This window comes from Actinoplanes sp. NPDC026619, assembly GCF_040638295.1.
In the GTDB taxonomy this organism is placed as follows: Bacteria; Actinomycetota; Actinomycetes; order Mycobacteriales; family Micromonosporaceae; genus Actinoplanes.
Genome location: NZ_JBEZYA010000031.1, coordinates 1 through 21,808 on the forward strand (window position 1 = coordinate 1; position 21,808 = coordinate 21,808).

The window sequence follows — 21,808 nt, forward strand, 5'->3', positions numbered from 1 at the left end:
GCTCCACGATGGACGGCATCTCAGGCACCCGGACATCCTGCCGAACAACCCCGGCAAGATCAAACCGGCCCGAAACAGCCGACCTGATTAGTTACCAACATCGCGGTGGGCTCGACCGCGCAGAGCTTCTACATGACCTACGGCGGCACCAACTGGGGCTGGCTCGGCATGCCGCAGAACTACACCTCGTACGATTACGGCGCGGCCATTCGCGAGACCCGCCAGCTGGACCCGAAGTATTACCAGGACAAGCTGATCGGCTATCTGACCCAATCGATGCCGGATCTGACGAAGACCGACCGGATCGCGGTGACGCCGCCCGACAATGCGGCGATCGTCGACACCGCCCGGCGCAATCCCGACACCGGCGCCCAGTTCCACGTGCTGCGGCACAACGACTCGACGTCGACCGCCGTCGACCGGACGCACATCGCGATCGACTTCAATGCGCGGGCGACCACGTCCTACACCTATGACGACCCCGACCCGGCGTTGCAATACGCCGGCGCGTGGTCGCACGTGGCGAACGAGAGCTACACCGGAAGCGATTACCAGCAGACCGAGTCGTTCTCCAGCACCGCCGGCGACGCGCTCACCATTCCGTTCACCGGCACCGCCATCCGGTGGATCGGGTCGAAGACCGGCAATCACGGGTACGCCGATGTCTACGTCGACGAGGTCAAGCAGGCCACCGTGGATTGTTCCGGCGGCGCCGCGCAGGCCGTTCTCTTCCAGGCGACCGGTCTCGCCGACGGCCCGCACACCCTGAAGATCGTGGTGACCGGCACGCACGCGGCCGGCTCGACCGACAATTTCGTCGCGGTCGACGCGATCGATCTGCCCCCGGCGGTGGCCACGACCGAGTCGGTCTATCCGGTCGTGCCGCAGAAGCCGGGCACCGCGATCACCCTGAACGGTCGCGACTCCCGCCTCCTGGTCGCCGGCGCTCGTCTGGGACAGACGCGGCTCCAGTATTCGACCTCCGAACTGCTCACCCAGGCCACGATCGGTGCGCAGGACGTCGCCGTCCTCTACGGCGATCCCGGCGCCGACGGCGAGACCGTGCTGCGGTTCGCGACCAAGCCGGCGGTGCGGGGCGCGGTCGAGCAGAATTGGGACCCGGCGACGGGCGATCTGCGGCTCAATTACACCCACAGCGGCCTGACCCGGGTGTTGATCACGCCGGCCGGGCAGCGGCCGCTTCTGCTCCTGCTGGCCGACAAACCGACCGCGGAGACCTTCTGGCGTCAGGACACGGCGGCCGGTCCGGTGCTGGTGCGCGGCACCCATCTGTTGCGGACGGCGGTGTCGTCCGGCCGGACTCTCGCGTTGACCGGCGACAACGGAACCGATCCGAACATCGAGGTCTTCAGCACGGCTTCCACCGTCCGATGGAACGGCGCCATCATTTCGCACGGCGTGATCCCGGCCGCCGCGCCGATTGCCCTGCCGGCCCTGACCAACTGGAAGCACCAGGCCGAATCGCCCGAGGCGCAACCCGGATTCGACGACTCGGCCTGGGCGGTGGCCGACAAGACCACCACGTTCAGCATCACCGGCCCCGGATCGTTGCCGGTCCTCTACGCCGACGACTACGGATTCCACACCGGCAGTACCTGGTACCGCGGCCGATTCCCTTCGTCGGCGGGCGTCACCGGCGTGCACCTCACCTCGGATTCCGGCGGCGGCGCGCAAGCGTTCTCGGCCTGGGTCAACGGCGTCTTCCTGGGAAGTTCGACGAATGGCGCCGGCAATTTCACCTTCCCAGCCGGCGCGTTGAAGGCGAGCGGCGACAACATCGTCTCGGTGCTGACCGTGAATATGGGCCACGAGGAGGACTACAACTCCAGCAACGGCAACAAAGCGGCCCGCGGCCTCACCGGCGCCTCGCTGATCGGCGCGCCCACGACCCCGATCACCTGGCGCCTGCAGGGCGCCCGCGACGTCGATGCGGTGCGGGGACCGCTTTCCACCGGTGGACTGTTCGGCGAACGGGCCGGCTGGCAGCTGCCCGGATTCGACGACCGCCGGTGGAAGACGAGTGCCCGGGACACCACTCCCGGAGTTTCCTGGTACCGCACGACGGCCGATCTGAGCCTGCCGAAGGGCCAGGACACCTCGATCGGGCTGACGTTCACCGACGACCCGTCGCACCGTTACCGGGCCCAGATCTACGTGAACGGCTGGATGCTCGGCAACTACGTCAACTATCTGGGACCGCAGCACAGCTTCCCGATTCCGAACGGCATTCTGCGGACCGATGGGCGCAACACGATCGCCATTGCCGTCTGGAATCTCGACGGTACGACCGGCGGCCTCGGCCAGGTGTCGCTGACGAACTACGGAAGCTACGCGTCGTCCCTGCGAGTGGCCGATGTCGTCAGCCCCGGCTACGACGCCCGCAAGTACGCGATCGCGCTGGCCCCGAAGGTCAGCGTCAGCCTTCAGGTGCCGTCCACCGTTCAGCCCGGCGTGCCGTTCACCGCCACCGCGACGGTGACCGGCCGCGCGCACGGCGCCGCCACCCTGACCGCGCCGGACGGCTGGACCATCCGCCGGCTCAGCGCTCTCACCTGGGAGGTGACGCCACCGACCGGCGCCCAGCCGTCGACGGCCGCGCTCACCGTGACCGTTCCCTACCCGGGCGGGACCGCACGCGACGAACGCATCGTCGGCAACTACGCCCCGCCGCCCGCCGGCTCGGTCGCGGTCAGTGACTTGCCGTTCCTGTCGGCGACCAACGGCTGGGGCCCGGTCGAGCGCGACACCAGCAACGGCGAGCAGGTGGCCGGCGACGGCAAGACGATCACCATCGCCGGCCAGGCCTACCCCAAGGGCCTGGGCACCAACGCGGTCAGCGACGTGCAGGTCTACCTGGGCGGCAACTGCACCCGCTTCACCGCCGCCGCTGGTGTCGACGACGAGCAGAACGGCGCCGGCACCGTGACCTTCGAGGTGCTCGCCGACGGCCGCGCGCTGGCCACGACCCCGGTTCTGAAGGGCCGCCAGCCGGCCGCGGCGATCGACGTGGATGTCACCGGCGCCCAGGCCCTGGAACTGGTGGTGGGCGACGGCGGCGACGGGAACGGCAGCGACCACGGCGACTGGGCGGCGCCTACGCTGACCTGCGGGTGACCTCGTAGCGGGCGGCCACGAAGGCCGCGTTCCGTGCCGTCTCGAGCAACCGCAGATCGAGGCGGCGGGGCAGCAGCGGCTCGCACAGCGCGTCGATCAGCCGGTCGTTCCACCCGCCGCGTGCCTCCAGGTCGCGCACCACCGCCAGCCATGCGGCGGCGGCGACCTCGTGCCGTTCAACCAGCTCGGCGATGCTGGGCCGCGGCGCGGCAGGCGGGGTGTCGCGTCCGCCGATGGAGGCCAGCCAGGTCTCCTTGGTGCGGACGAGATGGTGCAGGACGTCGCCGATCGTTTCTTCCGGGCCGTCCCAGTCGAGCACCACCGCCCCGGGCAGGCGGACCTTGTTCAGCTCCGCCTCGGTGCGGCCCTTGGCGTACGTGAGCAGGGCGTCCGTGTCGTCGAGGTCATGCCGGACGAGCTGTTCGGTGAGCGGGTTCGTCAGGTGCTCGTTCGCGTCGACCCACAGCGAGATCGGCGGGTGGAAGTGGATGCCGTTCGGCGCCGGCAGTCAGTGCCGCCCGGCGGCCCGGCTCGGTGGGTGCCCGAACGCCCGCGCATAGGCCCGCGAGAAGCCCTCGGCCGAGTCGTAGCCGGCCGCCCACGCCGCCTCGGTCACCGCCGATCCGTTCTTCAGCTGCCAGGCGGCCCGCTCCAGCAGCACCCGCCGGCGCATCGCCACCGGGGATTCGCCGGTCCCGCGGGCGAGCAGCCGGTTGAAGTGGAACGGCGACGAGAACGCGTCGCCGGCCATGTCGTCCAGCGAGCGGGACTCGCCGTCCGCGAGCACCGCGTCGAGCAATTCCCGAAGCCGGTCCCGGCCCAAGTTCGTCACCCCTGAATGGTGATGGCCCGGACTGCCCGGAACCTGACCGTTCTTGCTCCTTCCACCCGCCGGCGACGGAACCCGACAGACATCGGCGACCGTCCGGAGTGGACTCAGCGGTGTCCACCCCATGCGAAGGAGACACCATGCTTCGACGTACGTTCCTGTCCGCCCTCGGCGCCGGCGCCGGCCTGGCCGTCATCGCCACCGCCGGCCCCGCCCTCGCCGATGGACCGGACGTCCAGTACCCGCCGACCATCGACCTGCCGCCGGGCGTCCAGCCGGACAGCATCGTGATGCTCGGCCGGGCCCCGCACGCCGCCGTCAGCTCCCGCCACGACGGCGCCATCTACCGGGTCGACCTGCAGCACGGCGACGTGACCCAGGTGCGGGCGGGCCGTCCCGGCCGGCAGGCGCGCGGCCTGGCGGTCGGCCGCTACGGCCCGCTCTTCGTCGCCGGCGGCGCCGGCCGGCACATGATCGAGGTGCTGGACTCCGAGACCGGCGAGCTGCTGGCGTCGTACCCGAGGTTCCACCACCGGTCCGACGTCAACGACGTCGTGGCCGGGACCGCGGCCGCCTGGTTCATCGACGGGATCAACCCGGAGCTCTACCGGCTCGAGCTCGGCCACGACGAGCCGCTCCCGAGCGCCGCCACCCGGGTGCGGATCACCGGTGAGCTGCGGTATCGGCCGGGCATCAACGCGAACGGTCTCACCAGCACGCCGGACGGATCCGCGTTCCTGGTGGTCCAGGCCGTGACCGGTAACCTCTACCGGGTGACCGACCAGGGCGTGAGCACCCAGGTCGACCTGGGCGGCGAAAAGGTCTTCGGCGGCGACGGCCTGCACCTGAAAGACGGCACCCTGTACGTGGCGCAGCCCCGGCACGCCCAAGTGACGAAGATCGAGATCGACGCGGCCGGCACCGCCGGCCAGGTGGTCTCGCGCAACCGGGACCCGCGCTTCGTCGCCCCGGCCGGCATCACCGAGCACCACAACATCTTCTACGTGACCAACGGCCGCCGGCCGGGGCCGGGCTCGATCGAGTCGGTCGGGATCCGGTGACCGGCGGCCGTCACTCGGTGATGGCGCGGGCCCAGGGGAGCAGGAGGCGTTCGGCCAGGACCAGGAGGTAGAAGAGGCCGACGCTGATCACGGCGAGCAGGGCGATCGCGGCGAAGGACGTCGCGGTGTCGGCGCCGGCGTTGGCGATGACGTAGCCGAGGCCGGCGGTGGCGCCGGACAGCTCGCCCACCAGGGCGCCGATCACCGCCAGCGGCATCGCGGTCTTGAGGCCCACGAAGATCTGGGGGAGGGCGGACGGCAGGCGGAACCGCATGATGATCTGCCAGCGGCTCGCGCGCAGCGAGCGGGCGAACTCGATCATCTCGGCCGGGGTGCGGGTCAGGCCGGCGACCGCGGCCAGCAGGATGGGGAAGGCGCAGAGGAGCACCACCATGACGATCTTGGGGCCCTGACCGAAGCCCATCCAGACCAGCAGCAACGGCGCGAAGGCCAGCTTGGGTACGGCGTTGACGGCGACGATGCTCGGCATGAAGGCGCGCTCGAGGGTGCCGGACATGGCCAGCACGGCGCCGGCGGCCAGGCCCAGGCCGACCGCGATCACGTAGCCCTGCACCACCTCCAGCAGCGTGGTGACGGCGTTGCTCGCCAGGTAGCCGGTCATGTTGCCGAGCGCGGCGAGGACCTGCGGCGGGGTCGGCGCCAGGTAGGACTCGATGTCCAGCAGGACGATGGCGGCCCACCACACCGCGACCAGCGCGATCGCGCCGGCGACCGGCAACATGATCTGGGTGAGGACGCGGCGGTTGCGGATGATGGTGGGTTGCCTTCCGGGCGAAGCCTGGCCGTGGGGCCACCCTACCCATCGGACGGGAGGGGGCCCCACGGCAACTCAGGAGGGAATCTGGAAGGTGATCACGTCGTCGGGAGTGAGACCGGCCTGAACCAGGCCGGCGCTCTGGATGATGGCGATGTTGCGCGCCACCCGGTCGCGGTTGAGGCTGCCGATCGGCGCGGCGTTGGCGCCACCCTCGACGTACGACTTCATCAGCACGTTCTCGGCCGCCGCGACCTTGGCCGGCTGCAGCTTCTGGTACTTGGCGTAGATCTGGCCGGCCTCGTCGGGGTTGGCCATCGCATACTCGACGCCGCGCAGCATGGCCTTGTTGAAGGCCTTGACCTGCTTGGGGTTCTCGGCCAGCTTCTTCTTGGTGACGCCCAGGCCGTTGCCGTACAGGTCGTTGAGGTAGTTGCTGAACGGCATGACCACCGCGGTCTTGCCCTTGCCCGCGGCCTCGACCGCCGGCTTGCCCACCGCGAACTGGGTGGCCGCGTCGATGCTGCCGGCCGCCAGGTTCTGCGGCATCTGCTGGGCGTTCATCACGACCCACTTGATGTTCGTGCCGTCCACCCCGGCGAGCCGGGCGTACGCCTTGAACAGGCTGTAGACCACACCACCGGGGATGTACGCGATGGTCTTGCCGGCCAGGTCCTTCGGGCCGGCGATGCCGCTGCCGCTGAGCGCCATGATGCACGACAGGTTCAGCTGCTGGACGGCGTTGACGATGGTGAAGTCGGTGAACTTCTTCTCGCCGTACGCGATGAGCGACGCGGTGATGTCGACCATCGCGTAGTCGGCCTGGCCGGACTGCAGCAGCTTGAGGTTCTGCTCGGTCCCGTTGCCCGGCTGCACCTTGACCTCGAGGCCTTCCTCCTTGAAGAAGCCCTTCTCGATGGCGACGTAGATGAACGCCTCGCGGCCCTGCACGCCGGCGCCGGTCAGGTAGCTCACGGTGGTCAGCGCGCCGCCGGCGTCGGCCGCCACCTTTTTGTCGTCGCCGCTGCTGCACGCCGCCGTCAGCAGCACCGTCGCCACGAGGGCGATCGACCCGAATCTCCGCAGGACGCTCATGCCGCCGCCTTCCGTCCCACGGTGGACAGCACCAGGATGCCGCGCAGGACCACCCGCGGGTCCATCCCCAATGCGGCCAGCAGGTCCAGCTCCTCGGCGGTCATCCCGGCGGCGATCAGGCGCTCGCGCTGCTCGGTCGAGCCGGCCGAGGCGAGCAGTGCCGCCCCGGTGCCGCCGCGCCAGGCGCCCTGCCAGCTCTGCGTGTCGACCTCGTCGAGGCCGAGCTTCTCCATCGCGGTGAACACCGACCGGCACCAGGTGGGGTCGTTGCCGGCGGTGCGCAGCACCTGCTGCAGGGCCGCCTCGTAGTGCGCGGTGATCTCGTGGAGCCGCTCGTCCGGGGTGGACAGCACCGACCTCGACCAGCCGGCCTCCATCTCCTCGATGACCACCACGCCGCCCGGCTTCAGGGCGCCGGCCAGCCGGGCCAGCACCTCGTGCCGCTCGGGGAGGTGCTGCAAAACCGCGCGGGCGTGGATGCCGTCGAACTGACCGGCGGGCAGTGGGTCGGTCACGATGTTGTGCTGGATGACGGTGACGCCCGAGTGCTCCCGGATGTGCTGGGGGCGGACGTCGGTGGCGATCACCTCGCCGTCCGGGCCGACCTGGTCGGCCAGCCAGCCCGCGATCGTGCCGGCCCCGGCGCCGATCTCGAGCCAGCGTGAGCCCGGCTTCACCCCGGCCTCGGTCAGCCGGCGGATCGTGAACGGGTCGTGCATCTGCCCGAGCGCATCGAGCAGTTGCCGGGCCGTCGGCCGGTCGTTGCTGAACACATAGGGGGTTCCGGGTTCCCGGACGACCGTAGACATGGTCGATTCCTCTCACGCATGAAATCAGCCGCGTGATTATTGACAATCACGTCGACCGCAAGATCGATATATGGCCGTGGAGATCCATTGCCAAATCGCTCGCAAGTCAACCCGCACCGCTGGGACGTTTCACCCGCCTTGATGGGACCTTTTGAAGACGTATTGATCGAAGAAAATGTCCCCGGAAAACGCTTGAAAAGTGCCGATAGATACCGGACCGTATCGAGGTGACCAAACCTCTGCCGAACGAGCAATTACGGGCGCTCATGCTTCAGCGCGGCATCAGCGCCGAGGAGTTGGCGGAGAAGTGCGGCATCGACACGAAGAGTGTCGAGCGCTGGCTGTCGCACGGCCGGGTGCCGCACCGGCAGAACCGGTGGACCGCCGCCAAGCTGCTGGACGCCGACGAGACCTACCTGTGGCCGAGCATCCTGAGCCGGGGCATCCGCAACCGGGTGGCCGGCCGGGCCGAGCTGATCGAGCTGTATTCGGACCGCGCGAGCGTGCCGCGCGAGACCTGGCTGCGACTTCTCGGCGAAGCACAGAGCAATGTGGACGTTCTGGTCTTCTCCGGCGCCTTCTTTGCCCAGGTGCAGCCGCGCATCGCCGAGGACCTCGCCGAGCGGGCCCGCGACGGCGTCCGGGTGCGGCTCTGCTTCGGTGACCCGCAGAGCGCGGCGGTGGCGGTGCGTGACGCCGAGGAAGGCCTGGCCGGCACTCTTCCCGCGCAGATTCACGCCAGCCTCACCCGGTACCGCGATCTGCTGAATGTGGAGGGCGCGGAAATTCGGCTGCACGGCACGACGCTTTACAACAGCATTTTCCGGTACGACGAGCAGCTCGTCGTCAATCCGCACGTCTACGGCAGCCCGTCCAGCCTGAACCCGGCCATCCGCCTGCAAAAGATCGACGGCGGACTGCTATTCGATCTTTACTGTGACGCCTTCGAGCGAATCTGGAAATCCGCCGTTCCGTGGCCCGGAGCGGCCCGGCAAGAAGTCTGACGACTCTCGCCGGGCCGATTCGGATCAGGCCTTTTCGGCCGCGTAGAGCGCCGCCACGTCGGCGTCGCTCAGGCTCCGCTGGTAGGCGTGGACCTCGTCGATCGAGCCGGACCAGTAGTCGGTCCGGGTGCCGGCGTACTTCGCTCGCCCGATCGCGAACGGACCGGTGCTGATCACATCCGGACCGGCCGGCGCCGCGGCCGCTCGCTGACCGTCGACATAGAGCCGGACCTCACCGGTGGCGTGGTCGCGCACCCCGACCAGGTGGTACCAGCGGTTCAGCTCGGGCGTGACCGCCAGCCGGGCCCGGTTGCCGCCCGGTGTGCTGAAGGCGAAGGCGCCCTGGCCGTACTGCAGGTAGAACGGGTTCTCGGTGGCCCGGCCGTCCTGGCTGACCGCGGAGGCGTAATTGCCGGGCAGCTGGTCGAGCGTCACCCACGCCGCGACGGTGTAGTCCTTCGTGGTGTCGAGCACCGGCGCCGCGGTGTCGGCCGAGTCGCCGTCACCATCGAACTTCAACGCCTGCCCGCGTACGCCGTCGGTCCAGGCGGTGTTGCCGCTCAGCGTCAGGTCGGCCTTGCTGCCGCCGCTGTCCGCGGTGGTCCCGTCGAGCGTCCAGTCGCCCCGGCCCGGGAACGTGGCGTCCGCCCCGGCCGCGGCCCCAGCCGCGATGACTTGGGCGTTCACCGCCCGTACGGCACCGGGATTGACTTTGATCTCTCGCCGGTCGTAGGTCCAGAGGCCGTTGAGCTCGGTCTCCAGGTCGGTGATCTGGGTGTAGACCGAGCCGGACAGCTCCGCCCCGGCCGCTTCGAGGTAATAGCGCGACGTGTTGTCGACGTACTTCGCGGTCAGCGCGGCCTTGTCGGCGACCCCGCTGTAGATGGCGGCCGGCGTGCCGGGCCACATGTGACCCGGCGTTCGCAAAGTGAAGCCGCCGTGCTCGCCGTCCATCGCGATCCGGGTCGCGTCCGGGTAGGCCGGGTCGTTGTTGACGTAGTCGTGGTGGTCGATCACGTCGCCCTTGCCGGAGTCACCCTTCGACGAGCAGCAGTTGACGCCGCTGTGCGCGTTGACGATCCGCGACGGGTCGGCCGCCTTGACCTGCTCGGCGATCTGCCCGGTCGCGGTGCGGTCCCACTCGCCCCAGCCCTCGTTGAAGACCACCCAGCCGATCACACTCGGATATGAGTGCAGCTGCCGCATCTCCTCCCGGCCCTGACTGAGCCACGCCTGCTGGCCGGCCACGCTGTCGATGTCGGCGGACACGAAGTCCTGCCAGACCAGCAGGCCGAGCTCGTCGGCGTGCCTATACCACCGGGCCGACTCGACCTTGATGTGCTTGCGGACCGCGTTGAAGCCGAGCTTCTTCGTCTCGGCCAGGTCGAACTTCAGCGCCGCGTCGCTCGGCTGGGTGTAGAGGCCGTCCGGCCAGAAGCCCTGGTCCAGGTTGGCGAGCGAGAAGATCGGTTTGCCGTTCAACACCAACTTCGGAAAACCACCAACTTTTTGTACGCCTACCGTGCGCAACCCGAAGTAGCTGCGAACGTGGTCGCTGCCCAGCCTGACGTCCAGGTCATAGAGGTAGGGGTCGTCCGGCGTCCACAGGTGCGGTTTGGCGACCGTCAGCGTGAGCGGGGTGTTGGCCGCGCCGCTGACCGTGCCAACCTTCCTGCCCTCCTTGTCGTAGGCGGTGGCGGTCACCTTTTCCGTCGCCGTCGAGTTGACCTGCACGGTTACCGACGTGAGGCTGGGCGTCGTGACGACCTCGTCGATCGAGGCCGGCGCGACCGGCTCCAGCCACACGGTCTGCCAGATGCCCGACGAGGGCTCGTAGACTATGCCGCCGGGGTTGAGCGACTGTTTGCCCTTGGGCTGGTTCGGGCCGGTCTCGTCGGTGACCGCAACGATGATCTCCTGCTCCTTTGCCGGGCGCAGCGCATCGGTGATGTCGGCGGTGAAAGCGGTGTAGCCACCGGTGTGTTCGGCTACCAGCGAGCCGTTGACCCAGACCTTGGCCTGGTAGTCGACGGCCCCGAAGTTAATTTTGATTCGCTTTTTGCGCCAGTCTTTCGGCACGCTGACGAGCTTGCGGTAGAACATGTGGTCCTCGCGCCGCTCGATGCCGGACAGCTGCGATTCGACCGGGTACGGCACGGTGATCGTCTCGGCGAGCTTGGTGCCGAAGACCGGCTGCTGGCCCGCTTCCGCGCCGGCGAACTCCCACGGTCCGTTGAGGTTGAGCCAGTCCTTGCGGACGAGTTGCGGTCGCGGGTATTCGGGCAGCGGGTGCTTCTTGTCCACCCGGTCACCCCACGGGGTGGTGAGGCGGTGCGTGGAGTTGTTGGTCGCGGACCGGATGACCTGCGGAACCGTCTCGGTGCCGACGACCAGGCCGCCGGTGCCGTCGTAGTTGACCCGGACCTTCTGACCCTTCTGGACCGGCTCGCCGAGGGTGATCTTTACTCGCGTCCCGTCCTTCTTGGCCGACTTGATCGGGAACGGGGTGGTGTCGACCTCGACCGTGGTCTTCACGGCGAACTGCCCGAGGGCGGTCACTGTGGCGTCGAAGGCCGCGGTCAGCGTGGTGCCGGTCCGGTCCACCGTGAAGTCGACCGGGAAGATCTGGAAGCCGTCCGGCGGGGTGAACGCGGATTCGGGCACGATCTGCTTCTCGAGACCGGCCGCGGCCCAGCGCAGGAACAGATTCGCGCCGCCGACATCCTGGAACATCTCGATGCGTACGTCGTGAGCCTCGCCCGCCACCAGGTGCACCGGCGCGCTGTTCTGCTCGACGTCCCAGTCGCCCACCCAGTGATCGACCACCGGCTGTCCATCGACGAAGAAGCGGAAGCCGTTGTCGCCGATCATCGAGAACGTGTAGTCGCCGGTCGCCGGGGCGGTGAGCTTGCCGGTCCAGCGGGCGGTCGTGTGCTCGGTGCGCCCGGTCAGCGACTGGAACGTGCCGACCAGCCCGCCCAGGTCGATGTTCGGGTCGAGGACGATGCCGCCGAGCTCGGCGAAGTCCCGGGCGCCGGGCGCCGACATCCGGAAGTACTCGCCCTTGAGCCCGTGCACGTCGGCGGCCGCGGCGGCCGCGACGCCAGCCGGTGCCACCAATATCGAGAGAACCATCAGAAGAGCAAGAAGTAGTGGTCGCAGGGGTGATCGCAGCATCGAGTGTTTCCTTCCGATCAACGACGCGTTGCGATCACATTTATGTATAGACATCCGTGATGTCAACGAAATGCAACAAGTACCAACATTTTCGCTAGGAGTGTGCCCGGACTTACTCATCCGTGTTGATCAATCAACGTGGATGAGGTCACCGAATGCGACGAACGGCAATGGCTCTGGTCGCCGTCCCGGTGATCCTGTCCGGTCCGGTCCCGCACGCCGGGGCCGCCGGCGTCGGCGACACCTACTACCCCGACTACGGCAACGGCGGGTACGACGTCTCCCACTACGACATCCGGTTGCGCTACCAGCCGGCCACCGATGAGCTCTCCGGCGCCACCACGATCCTCGCCCGGGCCACCGAGGACCTGACGAGCTTCGACCTCGACTTCGTTCTCGACGTGCAGTCGGTGCTGGTCGGCGACCGGCCCGCCGGTTTCGCCCGGCAGGGCGACCACGAGCTGGTGGTGACGCCGGCGCGGCCGCTGCGGCGGGGCGAGCCGATGACGGTCCGCGTGACCTATGCCGACACGCCGTCGACCAGGCTCGGCGAGGGGTTCACCGTGTGGGCCCGCACGCCGGACGGTGCGGTCGCGATGGGGGAGCCGGAGTCGGCGTGGTGGTGGTTCCCGTCCAACGACCACCCGTCGGACAAGGCCCTTTTCGACGTCGCGGTCGCCGTGCCGGACGGCGTCGAGGTGATCAGCCCGTATCCGTTCGAAGCGCAGGGTGGTCTGGTGACCCCACCCGACGCGCCGCCGACAGCGTTGGAAAATCAGACCCGGCCGACGTACGGCGCCCGATACTTCCAGCGCGGCGCAAATCCGTACGTCGTCGTGCACGAGAACTCGCACCAGTGGTTCGGCGACGCCGTCTCGCTGCGACGATGGCAGGACATCTGGCTCAACGAGGGCTTCGCGATGTACGCGGAGTGGCTCTGGTCCGAGCACGTGGGTGACGGCACGGCGCAGGAGATGTTCGACTCGCTGTACAGCGCCTTCGGCGAGGACGACGAACTCTGGACGGTGCCGCCCGGCGACCCCGGGGTTCCGGTCATCACGCCCGAGGTCTACCTCCGCGGCGCGATGACCGTGCACCAGCTACGCGTGGCGGTCGGCGACGCCGCGTTCTTCCGCATCCTGCGCTCCTGGGTCGCCGAGCACCGCTACGGCAACGCCGACACCGCCCAGTTCATCGCGCTGGCCGAGCGGATCTCCGGCCGGGACCTGGGCGCTTTGTTCCAGGCCTGGCTGTACGCGCCGGTCAAGCCTGTCCTGGACACCCCGGTCGCGGCCCCCGCCCGTACACCTCGGTCTCTGTTGCCTGTCCTTTCCGCAGCGGGTCTTCAGCCCTGACCCGCCGGCGGGATGCGGATGACCCGGTCGTCGGTGTCGACCGGGGTGCCGCGGCCGTCCCGGTTGCTCGTGGTCAGCCACAGGTAGCCGTCGGGGCCGAGCTCGGCGGTCCGTAGCCGGCCGAACGTGCCCTGCAGCTCGGCGACCGGCGTGCCGGCGCCGCCGTCGGCGGTCAGCGGGATGGTCCACAGCCGGGTGCCCCGCAAGGCTGCGGCGTAAAGGGTGTCGCCGACGATGGCGGCGCCGCTGGGTGAGGCCTCCGCGGTCGACCACTGCACGATCGGGTTGACGAACCGCGTGTCGGTGCTGATGCCCTCGACGATCGGCCAGCCGTAGTTGCGGCCGGCCTCGATCCGGTTCACCTCGTCCCACGTGTTCTGGCCGAACTCGGTGGCGAACAGGCGGTTCTCGGCGTCCCAGGCCAGGCCCTGCACGTTGCGGTGGCCGAGGCTGTAGACCAGCGAGCCGGCGAACGGATTGTCCGCGGGGACGCTGCCGTCCGGGGCCATCCGCAGGATCTTGCCGTTGCGGCTCGACTGGTTCTGCGCGTTCGACGTGGTGCCGGCGTCGCCCACTCCGGCGTAGAGCATGCCGTCCGGGCCGAACTCGATCCGGCCGCCGTTGTGGATGCTCGCCGTGGCCAGCCCGGTCACGATCGGCTCGACCGTGGCCGGCGCGCTCAGCTTGAAGCGGACGATCCGGTTGTCGGTGGCGGCGCTGAAGTATGCGTACAGGTAGTCGTCGGTGGCGAAGTCCGGGGAGGCGGCCAGGCCGAGCAGGCCGCCCTCGCCGTTCGGCACGACGCCGGGCACGGTCGCGACCGTCGTCGGCGCGGCGCCCGGGCCCACCTGGAGGATCTCGCCGGAGACGCGCTCGGCGACCAGGGCGCGGCCGTCGGGCAGGAAGGTGAGGCCCCACGGCACCTCGAGCCCGGTGGCGACGACCTCCGCGTTGTCGAAGTCGAAGCTCGGCGTCGCGGCGGACGCGGTCACGGCGGTGGCCACCGCGCCCGCTCCGACAGCGGCCGCGCAAACCGCGGCGGTAATGACAAAACGCGAGTTCATGTGCCCTCCTCCGTTTATTGACAGAGTGACGGCTGTCTATGTTACACGGCTGTTAATCGGGTTTCTTGGTGGCGAAACCTGACATTTGTCAGCGATGCCGCTGACAGTGCTCACTGGGTTGAGCCCGCTCCGGCAACGAGGCTTGTCGATGACAGCAGAAGCCAGACCCCGATCATGATCAGCAGGAGGAACGATGACACATCGGCAACGGCTATCGATGATCGCCGTAACAGTGCTCGCCGCGTTGGGTCTCAGCTTCGCGGGTACGGGTGTGGCCAACGCCGCCCCGACCGCCCCAGCCGCCGCGCCGCCGGTCGCCGCCCTGGCCACACCGATCACCGGCACCGCCGACAACGGCTCCTTCGCCGGCACCTTCACCCCCTCGAAGTTCGTGACGCAGGACGGAAACCTGCTGGCCACCGGCCTGCTCGCGGGCACGGTCAGCGACTCGTCCGGCGCCACCGTCGGCACCGTCTCCCGCACCGTCAGCATGCCCGTGACCGTCGCCGCGGTGACGTGTCAGGTGCTGAACCTGGTGCTCGGCCCGCTGCACCTCGACCTGCTCGGCCTGGTGGTCGACCTGAACCAGGTGCACCTGGTGATCACCGCGGTGCAGGCAGCCGGCAACCTGCTCGGCAACCTGCTGTGCGCGATCACCCACCTGCTGGACGGCACCCCGACCGCCGGCGGCCTGGCCGCACTTCTGAACGCCATCCTCGCTCTGCTCGGCCAGCTCTGACCCGCTCAGCTCTGACCGGAAACGCCGGCGCAGTCGCACCCCGCCAGGTGCGGCTGCGCCGCCGTCGTGGGGCGCAGCAGTCATCCTTGCTGGTGGCCGTCGCCGGCGAATCGGCGCTGGAGTTCCGCCAGTTCCGCGGCGTCGCCGATCCGGGCGCGCCGTTCCGGGTGCTCGACGTACCAGCGGATCGTGTACGCCAGGAACGCCGGATCTATGAGCAAACCAACGGCCGGCAGCGACAGCCGGCCGGTCGGCCGATCCGGCGCGGTCCGGTGCCGGCGCAGTTGAATCGTGGCCGGATTCCGTTTCGCCGGCCGTCGCGGTCCGCCGGGCAGCAAGGTGTCCCACCCGATCTGGTCCTGGCGGACACGACGACGCAGGGTCAGCCCGTCCGGGCTCAGCACAAGGCTCGGACCGTTGGTCATTGACCGCAGCGCGATGTCGATCAGCAGCGCCACAGCGATGACGATGAAGATCGTCGTGAACGCCCCGAGGTGCGCGATCCGCGCCCGATCCAGATTCGGCACCCGCTCCACGGGAACGCACCGAGCGACCACCCACGCCGAGAGGATCGTCAATGTCGCCTGGCGCGGAGATGACGGCGCGCTGAACCGGCGCCCGGCCGGGTCGCTCTCCCAGGCGGCCGGCCGGCGTCGGAACGCTCCGGTGATCAGGGCATACGCCCCGGCCGGAATGACCGCAGCCGCCGCGATCAGGAGCACATAGACCGCGATGCCGGCAAAGATCGGCTTGATCCGCCACGTGAAAGGTTGCAGCCACAGAGTCACGCTGAGCGAGAGCGCGCAGGTCAGAACCACGAACAGTGGGGCGAGCAGCGCGCGGACGCGGGGTGGCATCGGCGCATCGTACGGTCTGGAAGATCAACCGCATCGGAAAGATGATCAACAGCACTACCCGCCACCGGGGCACCCGACGCGGAGCCGGTGCTCTCGTCTTGCCCGGATGGCGTGCCAGCCTCGGTACCTTTTCTTACTTCGAGATCGCTTGTTGGCGTCGATGCAGGAGGATGCACCAGTGAGTCAGTACATCTCGTTCTTCGCCGCTCCCAGCGACGCCGCTGCGGCCGCCGTGCGGAACAGGGGGCCGGCCGCGAAGTATGCGTCTGTCGACGCCAGCAACATCTATTTCGATGCCGACGACGCGGTGATCGCGTGGCGGAACCTATTGGCCGGTAACACTGTTCCCGACCTGTCCGACCTGCGCATGGTGGCCGACTTCGTCAACGACGGCAGCGCAGTGTTCGCCTTGCCGGAGCAACTTGTCACCGATCTGATCAAGGCATTCCCCCGGCGGCTGCGTGAAGTCGCTGAGGCATGGCTCCCGGCGGTCCTGGCCGACGGCACGGAAATCGATGTAGAAACGGCGGCGGCCCTCCTGTCCGGGATCGCCGAGCTGGCACGGGCCGCGTCGACCAGGGAAGACCGCCTCTACTGCTGGGTGGCCTGTTGAATACCCCTCAGTCACCGGTCGCCGTGGCAGATCGCCGCGACCTGACCGTAGTCGTGTGGAAGGCCCTCGAGGAGGTCCTGCCCGACTACTGGATGACGGCCTTCCCCGACGAGCTAGACGCTGGCTGGACCACCTGATCAGTGGCGCTCTCATCGGCCATGAGCGGGCACTCTGAATACTACGTGTTGTAGTACTGCACGACGCAGAACTCATTGTTCTCGGGGTCGGCTATGACCAGGACGGCGCCTTCGGGATAGTCGTGTCGTTCGCCGGTCCACCGGCCCCCCAGGGCCCCGATCCGCTCCACCGCTTCGTCGGCGTCAGCGACGGTGATGTCCAGATGCAGTCGCGCCTTGCCGACTTTGGGTTCCGGTACCGGCTGGAACGTCAAGACCGGCGTGCCGTCGTCGACAGTCACCCGCCGCCAGCCAGGGAGGGACTCCGTCACTCGTCCGCCGAGCACCGCAGACCAGAAATCGGCCAGCTTCTGCGGATCCTGGCAGTCGATCGTTACGCCGGCAAAGCGGCCGAATGTCCCCATGGCGCCCAACGTAGCGACTATCCCAAGCCTCCGTCAGGGCACACATTTACTGGAATTGGAACCCCAGACCGATGAGAAACGCCGATACACCGTCGCCGGATGGGCCGACGTATTGCTTCACCGCGGTGGCGATCGTCTCCGGGTTCGGCGTCCGGCCTGCGGCGGCGGCCCAGGCTGTTGCCAGCTCGGTCGTCCCGGCTACCGTGCCGGCGTCGTCGGTTTCGAAGTCGAACGCGCGGATCGCGTCGTCCGGATTGAGGCAGGCGCGCCAAGAGCCGCCGTCCACGGTGGCTGCCTCGACGACGCCCACCGCGCTTTCGATCACGTAGACGATCAGAGCGGGGGCCCCGGTCTCTGCGACAAGGTCGTTTGCGTCCAGTCCCCAGCCCTGATAGATCACCACGAGCTGCCAGTCGCCGTCGCTCCAGCGCCCCTCAAGGGTGCCGGCGGAGATGCCATCCACACCAGCATCGAGGACCCGCCGGACCGCGGTGAGTTCATCAATCGGCTGTCCTGTCCGAGCGACCGCGTAATACCCGAAGAATGCCATCGCAAGATCGTGCCAGACCGCACCACCGACGTCCGGGGGTCCGTCGCGCCGGGCTCCACCTGGGTAAGGGGGTAGGGCGGCAGATTAGTGCAGCAGCAGGAAGCCGCAGGTAGCTTCTGGCATCGTGGGTCAAGTGGATGACGACCTGCAGCGGGTGACGATCGTGAAGGCGCGCTACGGAGGGATCTACGAACCCGGCGTGTGGATCGCGTTCGCCTGCTGGCCGACCGAACTATCGCCCGAGTGGAACGCTGACGACGTGACGTGCGCTGGGTTCTTTGCGGAGCGGGCCGAGGAGGTCGGTGGTGGAGATACACCCGAACAGGCATACGGGGACCTCCAGCAGCGACTTGCTGCGCGACGCGGGCGCCTTCGGTCGACCTGATCGGGATATAGCGTTCCAACGCGGACGGTTCGCGGCAAATGAATGCGCCGTAAGGTCTGCACGCGGCGGAAATATGCCCTCTTCCGGGCGGGTTAGGCCACGGCCAGGCCGTCATCGACCTCCGCGATCGAAACCGCTTGCGCGATTGTCACCGTCGGTCCGCACCCGAGCCCCACATCACGCACAATCTCTTCCGCTGGGTCGAGCACCATCGCTGAGGCCAAGTCGGGCACGAAGGCCGGGCAAAGGTCGGCAGCCGCAGCCGGTCGGCCCTGCCCAATGAGCCCGACCAAGCCCAGCCCGTCCAGCACTGCCACCACCTCCCTGGCCGTCTCATTCATATGGGCACGCACCTGTGCCACCCTGCGAGCCAGCTCCGGCCCACCGGCCGTCCGGAGAATCCGGGTGCGTTCTTCGGCATCAGGTCCGCAATAGCTTGAGTCCAGGTTCAGGTGCACCACTCCAGCAGAGGTGACCTCCAGGTACACCATCCCGGCTGACAGCGGGCCGACCCGATCACTCAACGACCCTGCATCCTGGGGTTCCCACGGCCACCCGGAACCACGGCCCCACTCGGCTGGGAGCGCGGCCAGAATCTGCCGGGCCCGGTCGTGCCCGGCCAAGTACTGCAACAGCAAACGGCGAGCCATCGCGTCGCCCGCCACCCGTGCGATCTCGTTACGGCCGAGCCTGTCGGTGTAGGCCGCTTCGACCGCCTGCGCGCGTAGCTCGGTACGAGCTTGATCCAGGTTCCGGGCGGCGAACTCGACCCCGCGGGCGATTGCACGGAGCCGGCCGGTGGCGAGCTGGCGCTCAGTAGCGGCCAGCACGTGCACGGGCTCGCCGGTGGTCTCGTGCGGCTCTCCGTACCAAACCAGGACGCGCAGGCCGGTCATGGCGGCCAGGCCAGGCTCGCGTTTGGTGATGGCGGCGAGCTCGGAGTCCAGCTGACTGGCGGCGAACTCCTCCGGACTTGCGAACTCCTCCAGGTAGCCAGGCGGCCTACTGTAGAACTCCGGGGGACGTCGTCCGAAGTGAGCCCGAGAGCTTCGGCGGTGTACGGGGTCCAGATGTCGCCGACCAACACTTCGAACCGGGGCGTCAGGTAGTAGTCGTTGACCATGGGGGGGCAAACCTTTCAGGTGGTCCACTAGTGGGCCAGCCGACGATAAAGGGCGCTCGGGCCGGACAGACTAGGCCACGCAGACACGTCACCTATACGGGCTACGCTGAGATTTCAGGTACCTCCGTGGTGGCATCCGCTCCTGTCGATCAGGGAAACACTCGCGATCCTCCTCCCATCGGATGCCGACGTTGATCAAGCTCAGGTCGACCGTCGTCCAGGCTCCTGACCGGCGTGCGGCAGGCACTCCTCGCCAGCAATACGGGCCACCGCAGTACGCGGTCAGCGGCAAATCCGTATGCGGCAGCCAGGGCGTAGTTGCGGGCGGTTAGCCTCCCGGGGGTGAAGACGGTGGTGCCTGCGGTCGGAGATGTCGCGGTGATGCGAGTGCCGGTGGGCGGGTACGGCGCTTGCCAGGTCGCCGGGATCGACAAGGGAGCGGTAACGGTTTACGCGTTGGCGTGGGAGTCCGAGGGTCTGCCTGAGTTGTGGCAGCTTGCCGACGCGCCGCCGCTGATCTTGGATCATCACGCCCACCAGGCTGAGTTGGCGCGAATCAGCATCAGTGGCGATCAGCCGCCTCCGCCTGGCTGGGTCTGGCTCGGCAGGCTGACGGCCCCCACGGCGGTGTCGGGCAGCAGCGACAGCTTCGCGGGATGGAAGTGGTTACCGGCCCAGATCACTGCGCAGCGGCGATGGGACCACCATCTGTCCGCCGCAGCAAAACAGGCGTACCGGGCGGCAGCGACCCGCGGCCAGGTCGAAGTCGACTTCGGCGCCGGGCCGGTGACCCTCGGCGCGGCGACCGGCCGACTTGATCTGACCGGTGCGGGGCACGTCAGCCCACCACCGGCCGGGCCCGTGCGTTGGCCGGCGCTGGACCAACTGGCGTGCTGCACATCGCTCACCTGGTCAGGTCCCGGCCGGGGACTGGTCGCCGCGCTTGACGGCCACCCGATCGTCGAGGACCTGACGTGGACCGCCGCTGCGTCCAGCCTCGACCTGCGCGCCACCGGCCTGACCAGCTTGTCCGTTGCCGGGACCATTGGCGTGCTGCAACTGCCCGACACCCTGACGTCCCTGCACTTGATGGCCGGCGCCAGAGTTGAAGCGGTCTCGGCCGCCGGTCAGGGCGAGTGGTTGACCTTGACGGTCACCGATGACGGTGGCGGCGGCCTGCCGTCCGGGTTCGACGGGCTGCGCGACCTGCGCTACGTCGGCCGGGGAACGATCAGCGCCGCACCGCTGCGTGGCCTGCGGCAGTTGGAGTCGTTGTGGCTGGCCTGGCGTGACGCGCCCGGCGACCTTGGTGACGCGGCGGCACTGAGCGGATTGCCCCGACTGGCCCACCTCACCCTGACCGACGCGTACGGCCTGGACGCAGACACGCTGCCTGACTTGCCCGCGCTGACCGCGTTGACGATCGCCGGCCTGCGCCGCACCGTGGCGGCCGCGGTCAAGGCCCGCTACCGGCGTATGCCCATTCACCTGCGCATCACGGGGGCCAAGAACGACACCTGGCTGGCCGCCAACCTCACCAACCCTTTTCGCGACTGGGCCGACGACGATCCACGCGGCGGCGCGGCCGCATGTAAGGCGTACGCGGCAGCCGTTCGATCAATCGACGCGCTACCCGGTGACGCGCCCGGCCGCGCGGCTGCCGCCGAGCTGATCCTGCGCAATTTCGTCTCGCAGCTCAACCGCATCGATCAGCGGTACGAACTGATCGATACCCTGCGTCGTGAGGAAGCCGGAGACGTATTTACCGGCCTTGCCGTCCGAGCTGGTGTCTCCACCGACAGCGCCGACGATTGGTTCGACGAGTGGCGTGAGTTCTGACCTCGCCAGTGGTCGCCCGAGGCAAGACCTCAGTTCGCCGGCGTTTGAGCACTTATCCGCTCATCGGCCTATCTCGATATCCGTGACAGTCCGCTCGTTGGACACGGCGCTGCCGACACAGCGTTACCGGCGTGCTCGGTGGCAAGAGGCGTAGCGAGGCCAGCTAAGCGTGGCACCGGGGCTCGCGAACGAGACCAGTTTGGGGCTCGGTCATTGGAACCAGCCGGCGCCCTCGGCGAGGCGGACTGCTTCCAGGCGGTTGCGGGCGCCAGTTTTGCGCAGGATCGCCGAGATGTAGTTGCGGACGGTGCCGGTGCTCAGGTGCAGTTCAGCGGCTACCTCGGTGGACGGCACGCCGGAGGCGGCGACGCTCAGCACGTTCAGCTCTCGGGGCGACAGTGGGCTGCGCGCCGCTGCGACCATTGCTACGGCCAGGCCGGCGTCGATGACCCGTTCGCCGCGGGAGACCGCGCGGATGCCGCGGACCAGTTCACACGGGGCGGCCTGGGTGCCGACGACGCCGTCTATGCGCAGGTCGAGGGCTCGGTTGAGGGAGCCTGACTCGTCCGGGCCGGCCAGCACCAGGGTGGCGCAGCCGGGCTGCTCGGCGGTGAGGCGGGCGATCGTGGCCAGGCCGTTGCCGGCCAGCAGCGCGATGTTGACCACGGCCACGTCCGGCGGGACGGCGCGGGCCATGTCCAAGGCCTGGTCGAGGGCGCCCAGGTCGGCGACCACTTCGAGGTCTTCCTCCAGGGACAGTGTCGCGGTCAGGGCGCCGCGGAGCAGATTCATGGGTTCGACGAGCAGAATGCGGATCATGAAGGCCTCCCAGCCAGGGTCGAGCTTCGGGACGGCCG

At 68.6% G+C, this 21,808-nt stretch carries 21 protein-coding genes; 9 read left to right on the forward strand and 12 right to left on the reverse strand.

The annotated features are described in order from the left end of the window. Nucleotides 1-105 precede the first annotated feature (105 nt). A complete protein-coding gene (locus AB0E90_RS42690; RefSeq protein ID WP_360418043.1) occupies nucleotides 106-3,135 on the forward strand; it encodes an NPCBM/NEW2 domain-containing protein in 3,030 nt (1,009 codons plus the stop codon). Here the strand turns inward: AB0E90_RS42690 and AB0E90_RS42695 are convergent. Beyond that, entirely contained in the window at nucleotides 3,116-3,643 is a 528-nt protein-coding gene (locus tag AB0E90_RS42695; RefSeq protein ID WP_360418119.1) for a DinB family protein, read from the reverse strand. The genes AB0E90_RS42690 and AB0E90_RS42695 overlap by 20 nt on opposite strands. Then, a complete protein-coding gene (locus AB0E90_RS42700; RefSeq protein WP_360418044.1) occupies nucleotides 3,644-3,967 on the reverse strand; it encodes a helix-turn-helix transcriptional regulator in 324 nt (107 codons plus the stop codon). It lies immediately after the preceding gene. Between the two features lie 137 nt (nucleotides 3,968-4,104). On the opposite strand from AB0E90_RS42700, the gene AB0E90_RS42705 reads away from it, so the two are divergent. Then, complete coding sequence (locus tag AB0E90_RS42705; RefSeq protein ID WP_360418045.1) at nucleotides 4,105-5,025, forward strand: superoxide dismutase; 921 nt, start codon at nucleotides 4,105-4,107, stop codon at nucleotides 5,023-5,025. 10 nt (nucleotides 5,026-5,035) lie between these two features. Here AB0E90_RS42705 and AB0E90_RS42710 read toward each other — a convergent pair whose 3' ends face one another. The 3 genes from AB0E90_RS42710 to AB0E90_RS42720 all read right to left on the reverse strand — a co-directional run bounded on the left by AB0E90_RS42710 (nucleotide 5,036) and on the right by AB0E90_RS42720 (nucleotide 7,704). Continuing rightward, complete coding sequence (locus tag AB0E90_RS42710) at nucleotides 5,036-5,767, reverse strand: ABC transporter permease (RefSeq protein ID WP_360418046.1); 732 nt, start codon at nucleotides 5,765-5,767, stop codon at nucleotides 5,036-5,038. 108 nt (nucleotides 5,768-5,875) lie between these two features. Beyond that, a complete protein-coding gene (locus AB0E90_RS42715; RefSeq protein WP_360418047.1) occupies nucleotides 5,876-6,895 on the reverse strand; it encodes an ABC transporter substrate-binding protein in 1,020 nt (339 codons plus the stop codon). After that, a complete protein-coding gene (locus AB0E90_RS42720) occupies nucleotides 6,892-7,704 on the reverse strand; it encodes a methyltransferase domain-containing protein (RefSeq protein ID WP_360418048.1) in 813 nt (270 codons plus the stop codon). The genes AB0E90_RS42715 and AB0E90_RS42720 overlap by 4 nt, the downstream gene beginning before the upstream one ends. A gap of 227 nt (nucleotides 7,705-7,931) precedes the next feature. Between AB0E90_RS42720 and AB0E90_RS42725 the strand changes: the two genes are divergently transcribed. Continuing rightward, nucleotides 7,932-8,708: an XRE family transcriptional regulator gene (locus tag AB0E90_RS42725; RefSeq protein ID WP_360418049.1), complete on the forward strand. Its 777-nt coding sequence runs from the start codon at nucleotides 7,932-7,934 to the stop codon at nucleotides 8,706-8,708. Nucleotides 8,709-8,732: 24 nt separating this feature from the next. Here AB0E90_RS42725 and AB0E90_RS42730 read toward each other — a convergent pair whose 3' ends face one another. Further along, nucleotides 8,733-11,885: a LamG-like jellyroll fold domain-containing protein gene (locus tag AB0E90_RS42730; protein WP_360418050.1), complete on the reverse strand. Its 3,153-nt coding sequence runs from the start codon at nucleotides 11,883-11,885 to the stop codon at nucleotides 8,733-8,735. A gap of 155 nt (nucleotides 11,886-12,040) precedes the next feature. Here AB0E90_RS42730 and AB0E90_RS42735 point away from each other — a divergent pair, with 155 nt between their 5' ends. Beyond that, nucleotides 12,041-13,240 (forward strand): M1 family metallopeptidase, encoded by a 1,200-nt coding sequence (locus AB0E90_RS42735; RefSeq protein WP_360418051.1) that lies wholly within the window; start codon nucleotides 12,041-12,043, stop codon nucleotides 13,238-13,240. On the opposite strand, the gene AB0E90_RS42740 is transcribed toward AB0E90_RS42735, so the two are convergent. After that, nucleotides 13,231-14,304, reverse strand: a complete 1,074-nt coding sequence (locus AB0E90_RS42740) for a PQQ-dependent sugar dehydrogenase (RefSeq protein ID WP_360418052.1) — start codon at nucleotides 14,302-14,304, stop codon at nucleotides 13,231-13,233. The two genes, AB0E90_RS42735 and AB0E90_RS42740, sit on opposite strands and share 10 nt — an antisense overlap. Nucleotides 14,305-14,521: 217 nt before the next feature. Here AB0E90_RS42740 and AB0E90_RS42745 point away from each other — a divergent pair, with 217 nt between their 5' ends. Further along, on the forward strand, nucleotides 14,522-15,043 hold the full coding sequence (locus AB0E90_RS42745) for a hypothetical protein (RefSeq protein ID WP_360418053.1): 522 nt from the start codon (nucleotides 14,522-14,524) through the stop codon (nucleotides 15,041-15,043). A gap of 80 nt (nucleotides 15,044-15,123) precedes the next feature. Here the strand turns inward: AB0E90_RS42745 and AB0E90_RS42750 are convergent, their stop codons facing one another. Beyond that, nucleotides 15,124-15,900 (reverse strand): hypothetical protein, encoded by a 777-nt coding sequence (locus AB0E90_RS42750; RefSeq protein ID WP_360418054.1) that lies wholly within the window; start codon nucleotides 15,898-15,900, stop codon nucleotides 15,124-15,126. A gap of 178 nt (nucleotides 15,901-16,078) precedes the next feature. Here AB0E90_RS42750 and AB0E90_RS42755 point away from each other — a divergent pair, with 178 nt between their 5' ends. Beyond that, nucleotides 16,079-16,513 carry a hypothetical protein gene (locus AB0E90_RS42755; RefSeq protein ID WP_360418055.1) on the forward strand — a complete coding sequence of 145 codons (435 nt, stop codon included), beginning with the start codon at nucleotides 16,079-16,081 and terminating at the stop codon, nucleotides 16,511-16,513. Next, complete coding sequence (locus tag AB0E90_RS42760) at nucleotides 16,510-16,650, forward strand: hypothetical protein (RefSeq protein ID WP_360418056.1); 141 nt, start codon at nucleotides 16,510-16,512, stop codon at nucleotides 16,648-16,650. Before AB0E90_RS42755 ends, AB0E90_RS42760 begins: the two co-directional genes overlap by 4 nt. Nucleotides 16,651-16,691: 41 nt before the next feature. Here the strand turns inward: AB0E90_RS42760 and AB0E90_RS42765 are convergent, their stop codons facing one another. Both AB0E90_RS42765 and AB0E90_RS42770 read right to left on the reverse strand, forming a co-directional pair. After that, nucleotides 16,692-17,054: a VOC family protein gene (locus AB0E90_RS42765; RefSeq protein WP_360418057.1), complete on the reverse strand. Its 363-nt coding sequence runs from the start codon at nucleotides 17,052-17,054 to the stop codon at nucleotides 16,692-16,694. Between the two features lie 46 nt (nucleotides 17,055-17,100). Further along, nucleotides 17,101-17,604 carry a hypothetical protein gene (locus tag AB0E90_RS42770; RefSeq protein ID WP_360418058.1) on the reverse strand — a complete coding sequence of 168 codons (504 nt, stop codon included), beginning with the start codon at nucleotides 17,602-17,604 and terminating at the stop codon, nucleotides 17,101-17,103. Nucleotides 17,605-17,737: 133 nt separating this feature from the next. Between AB0E90_RS42770 and AB0E90_RS42775 the strand changes: the two genes are divergently transcribed. Continuing rightward, the gene (locus AB0E90_RS42775) at nucleotides 17,738-17,989 is read left to right on the forward strand and encodes a hypothetical protein (protein WP_360418059.1); all 252 of its coding nucleotides are present in this window, start codon (nucleotides 17,738-17,740) and stop codon (nucleotides 17,987-17,989) included. Between the two features lie 92 nt (nucleotides 17,990-18,081). Here the strand turns inward: AB0E90_RS42775 and AB0E90_RS42780 are convergent, their stop codons facing one another. Next, nucleotides 18,082-18,885: a hypothetical protein gene (locus AB0E90_RS42780; protein WP_360418060.1), complete on the reverse strand. Its 804-nt coding sequence runs from the start codon at nucleotides 18,883-18,885 to the stop codon at nucleotides 18,082-18,084. A 569-nt stretch (nucleotides 18,886-19,454) separates the two neighbouring features. Between AB0E90_RS42780 and AB0E90_RS42785 the strand changes: the two genes are divergently transcribed. Beyond that, nucleotides 19,455-20,951, forward strand: coding sequence for a hypothetical protein (locus AB0E90_RS42785; protein ID WP_360418061.1), 1,497 nt, complete (start codon nucleotides 19,455-19,457; stop codon nucleotides 20,949-20,951). Between the two features lie 210 nt (nucleotides 20,952-21,161). Here AB0E90_RS42785 and AB0E90_RS42790 read toward each other — a convergent pair whose 3' ends face one another. Continuing rightward, nucleotides 21,162-21,770, reverse strand: a complete 609-nt coding sequence (locus AB0E90_RS42790) for a response regulator transcription factor (RefSeq protein ID WP_360418062.1) — start codon at nucleotides 21,768-21,770, stop codon at nucleotides 21,162-21,164. Between the last annotated feature and the right edge of the window lie 38 nt (nucleotides 21,771-21,808).

Coding starts and splice junctions, on each gene's coding strand:
- AB0E90_RS42730 (WP_360418050.1), bottom strand. CDS start 11,885: ATGCTGCGATCACCCCTGCGACCACTACTTCTTGCTCTTCTGATGGTT.
- AB0E90_RS42790 (WP_360418062.1), bottom strand. CDS start 21,770: ATGATCCGCATTCTGCTCGTCGAACCCATGAATCTGCTCCGCGGCGCC.
- AB0E90_RS42720 (WP_360418048.1), bottom strand. CDS start 7,704: ATGTCTACGGTCGTCCGGGAACCCGGAACCCCCTATGTGTTCAGCAAC.
- AB0E90_RS42735 (WP_360418051.1), top strand. CDS start 12,041: ATGCGACGAACGGCAATGGCTCTGGTCGCCGTCCCGGTGATCCTGTCC.
- AB0E90_RS42750 (WP_360418054.1), bottom strand. CDS start 15,900: ATGCCACCCCGCGTCCGCGCGCTGCTCGCCCCACTGTTCGTGGTTCTG.
- AB0E90_RS42745 (WP_360418053.1), top strand. CDS start 14,522: ATGATCGCCGTAACAGTGCTCGCCGCGTTGGGTCTCAGCTTCGCGGGT.
- AB0E90_RS42770 (WP_360418058.1), bottom strand. CDS start 17,604: ATGGCATTCTTCGGGTATTACGCGGTCGCTCGGACAGGACAGCCGATT.
- AB0E90_RS42710 (WP_360418046.1), bottom strand. CDS start 5,767: ATGTTGCCGGTCGCCGGCGCGATCGCGCTGGTCGCGGTGTGGTGGGCC.
- AB0E90_RS42740 (WP_360418052.1), bottom strand. CDS start 14,304: ATGAACTCGCGTTTTGTCATTACCGCCGCGGTTTGCGCGGCCGCTGTC.
- AB0E90_RS42705 (WP_360418045.1), top strand. CDS start 4,105: ATGCTTCGACGTACGTTCCTGTCCGCCCTCGGCGCCGGCGCCGGCCTG.
- AB0E90_RS42765 (WP_360418057.1), bottom strand. CDS start 17,054: ATGGGGACATTCGGCCGCTTTGCCGGCGTAACGATCGACTGCCAGGAT.
- AB0E90_RS42715 (WP_360418047.1), bottom strand. CDS start 6,895: ATGAGCGTCCTGCGGAGATTCGGGTCGATCGCCCTCGTGGCGACGGTG.
- AB0E90_RS42780 (WP_360418060.1), bottom strand. CDS start 18,885: ATGACCGGCCTGCGCGTCCTGGTTTGGTACGGAGAGCCGCACGAGACC.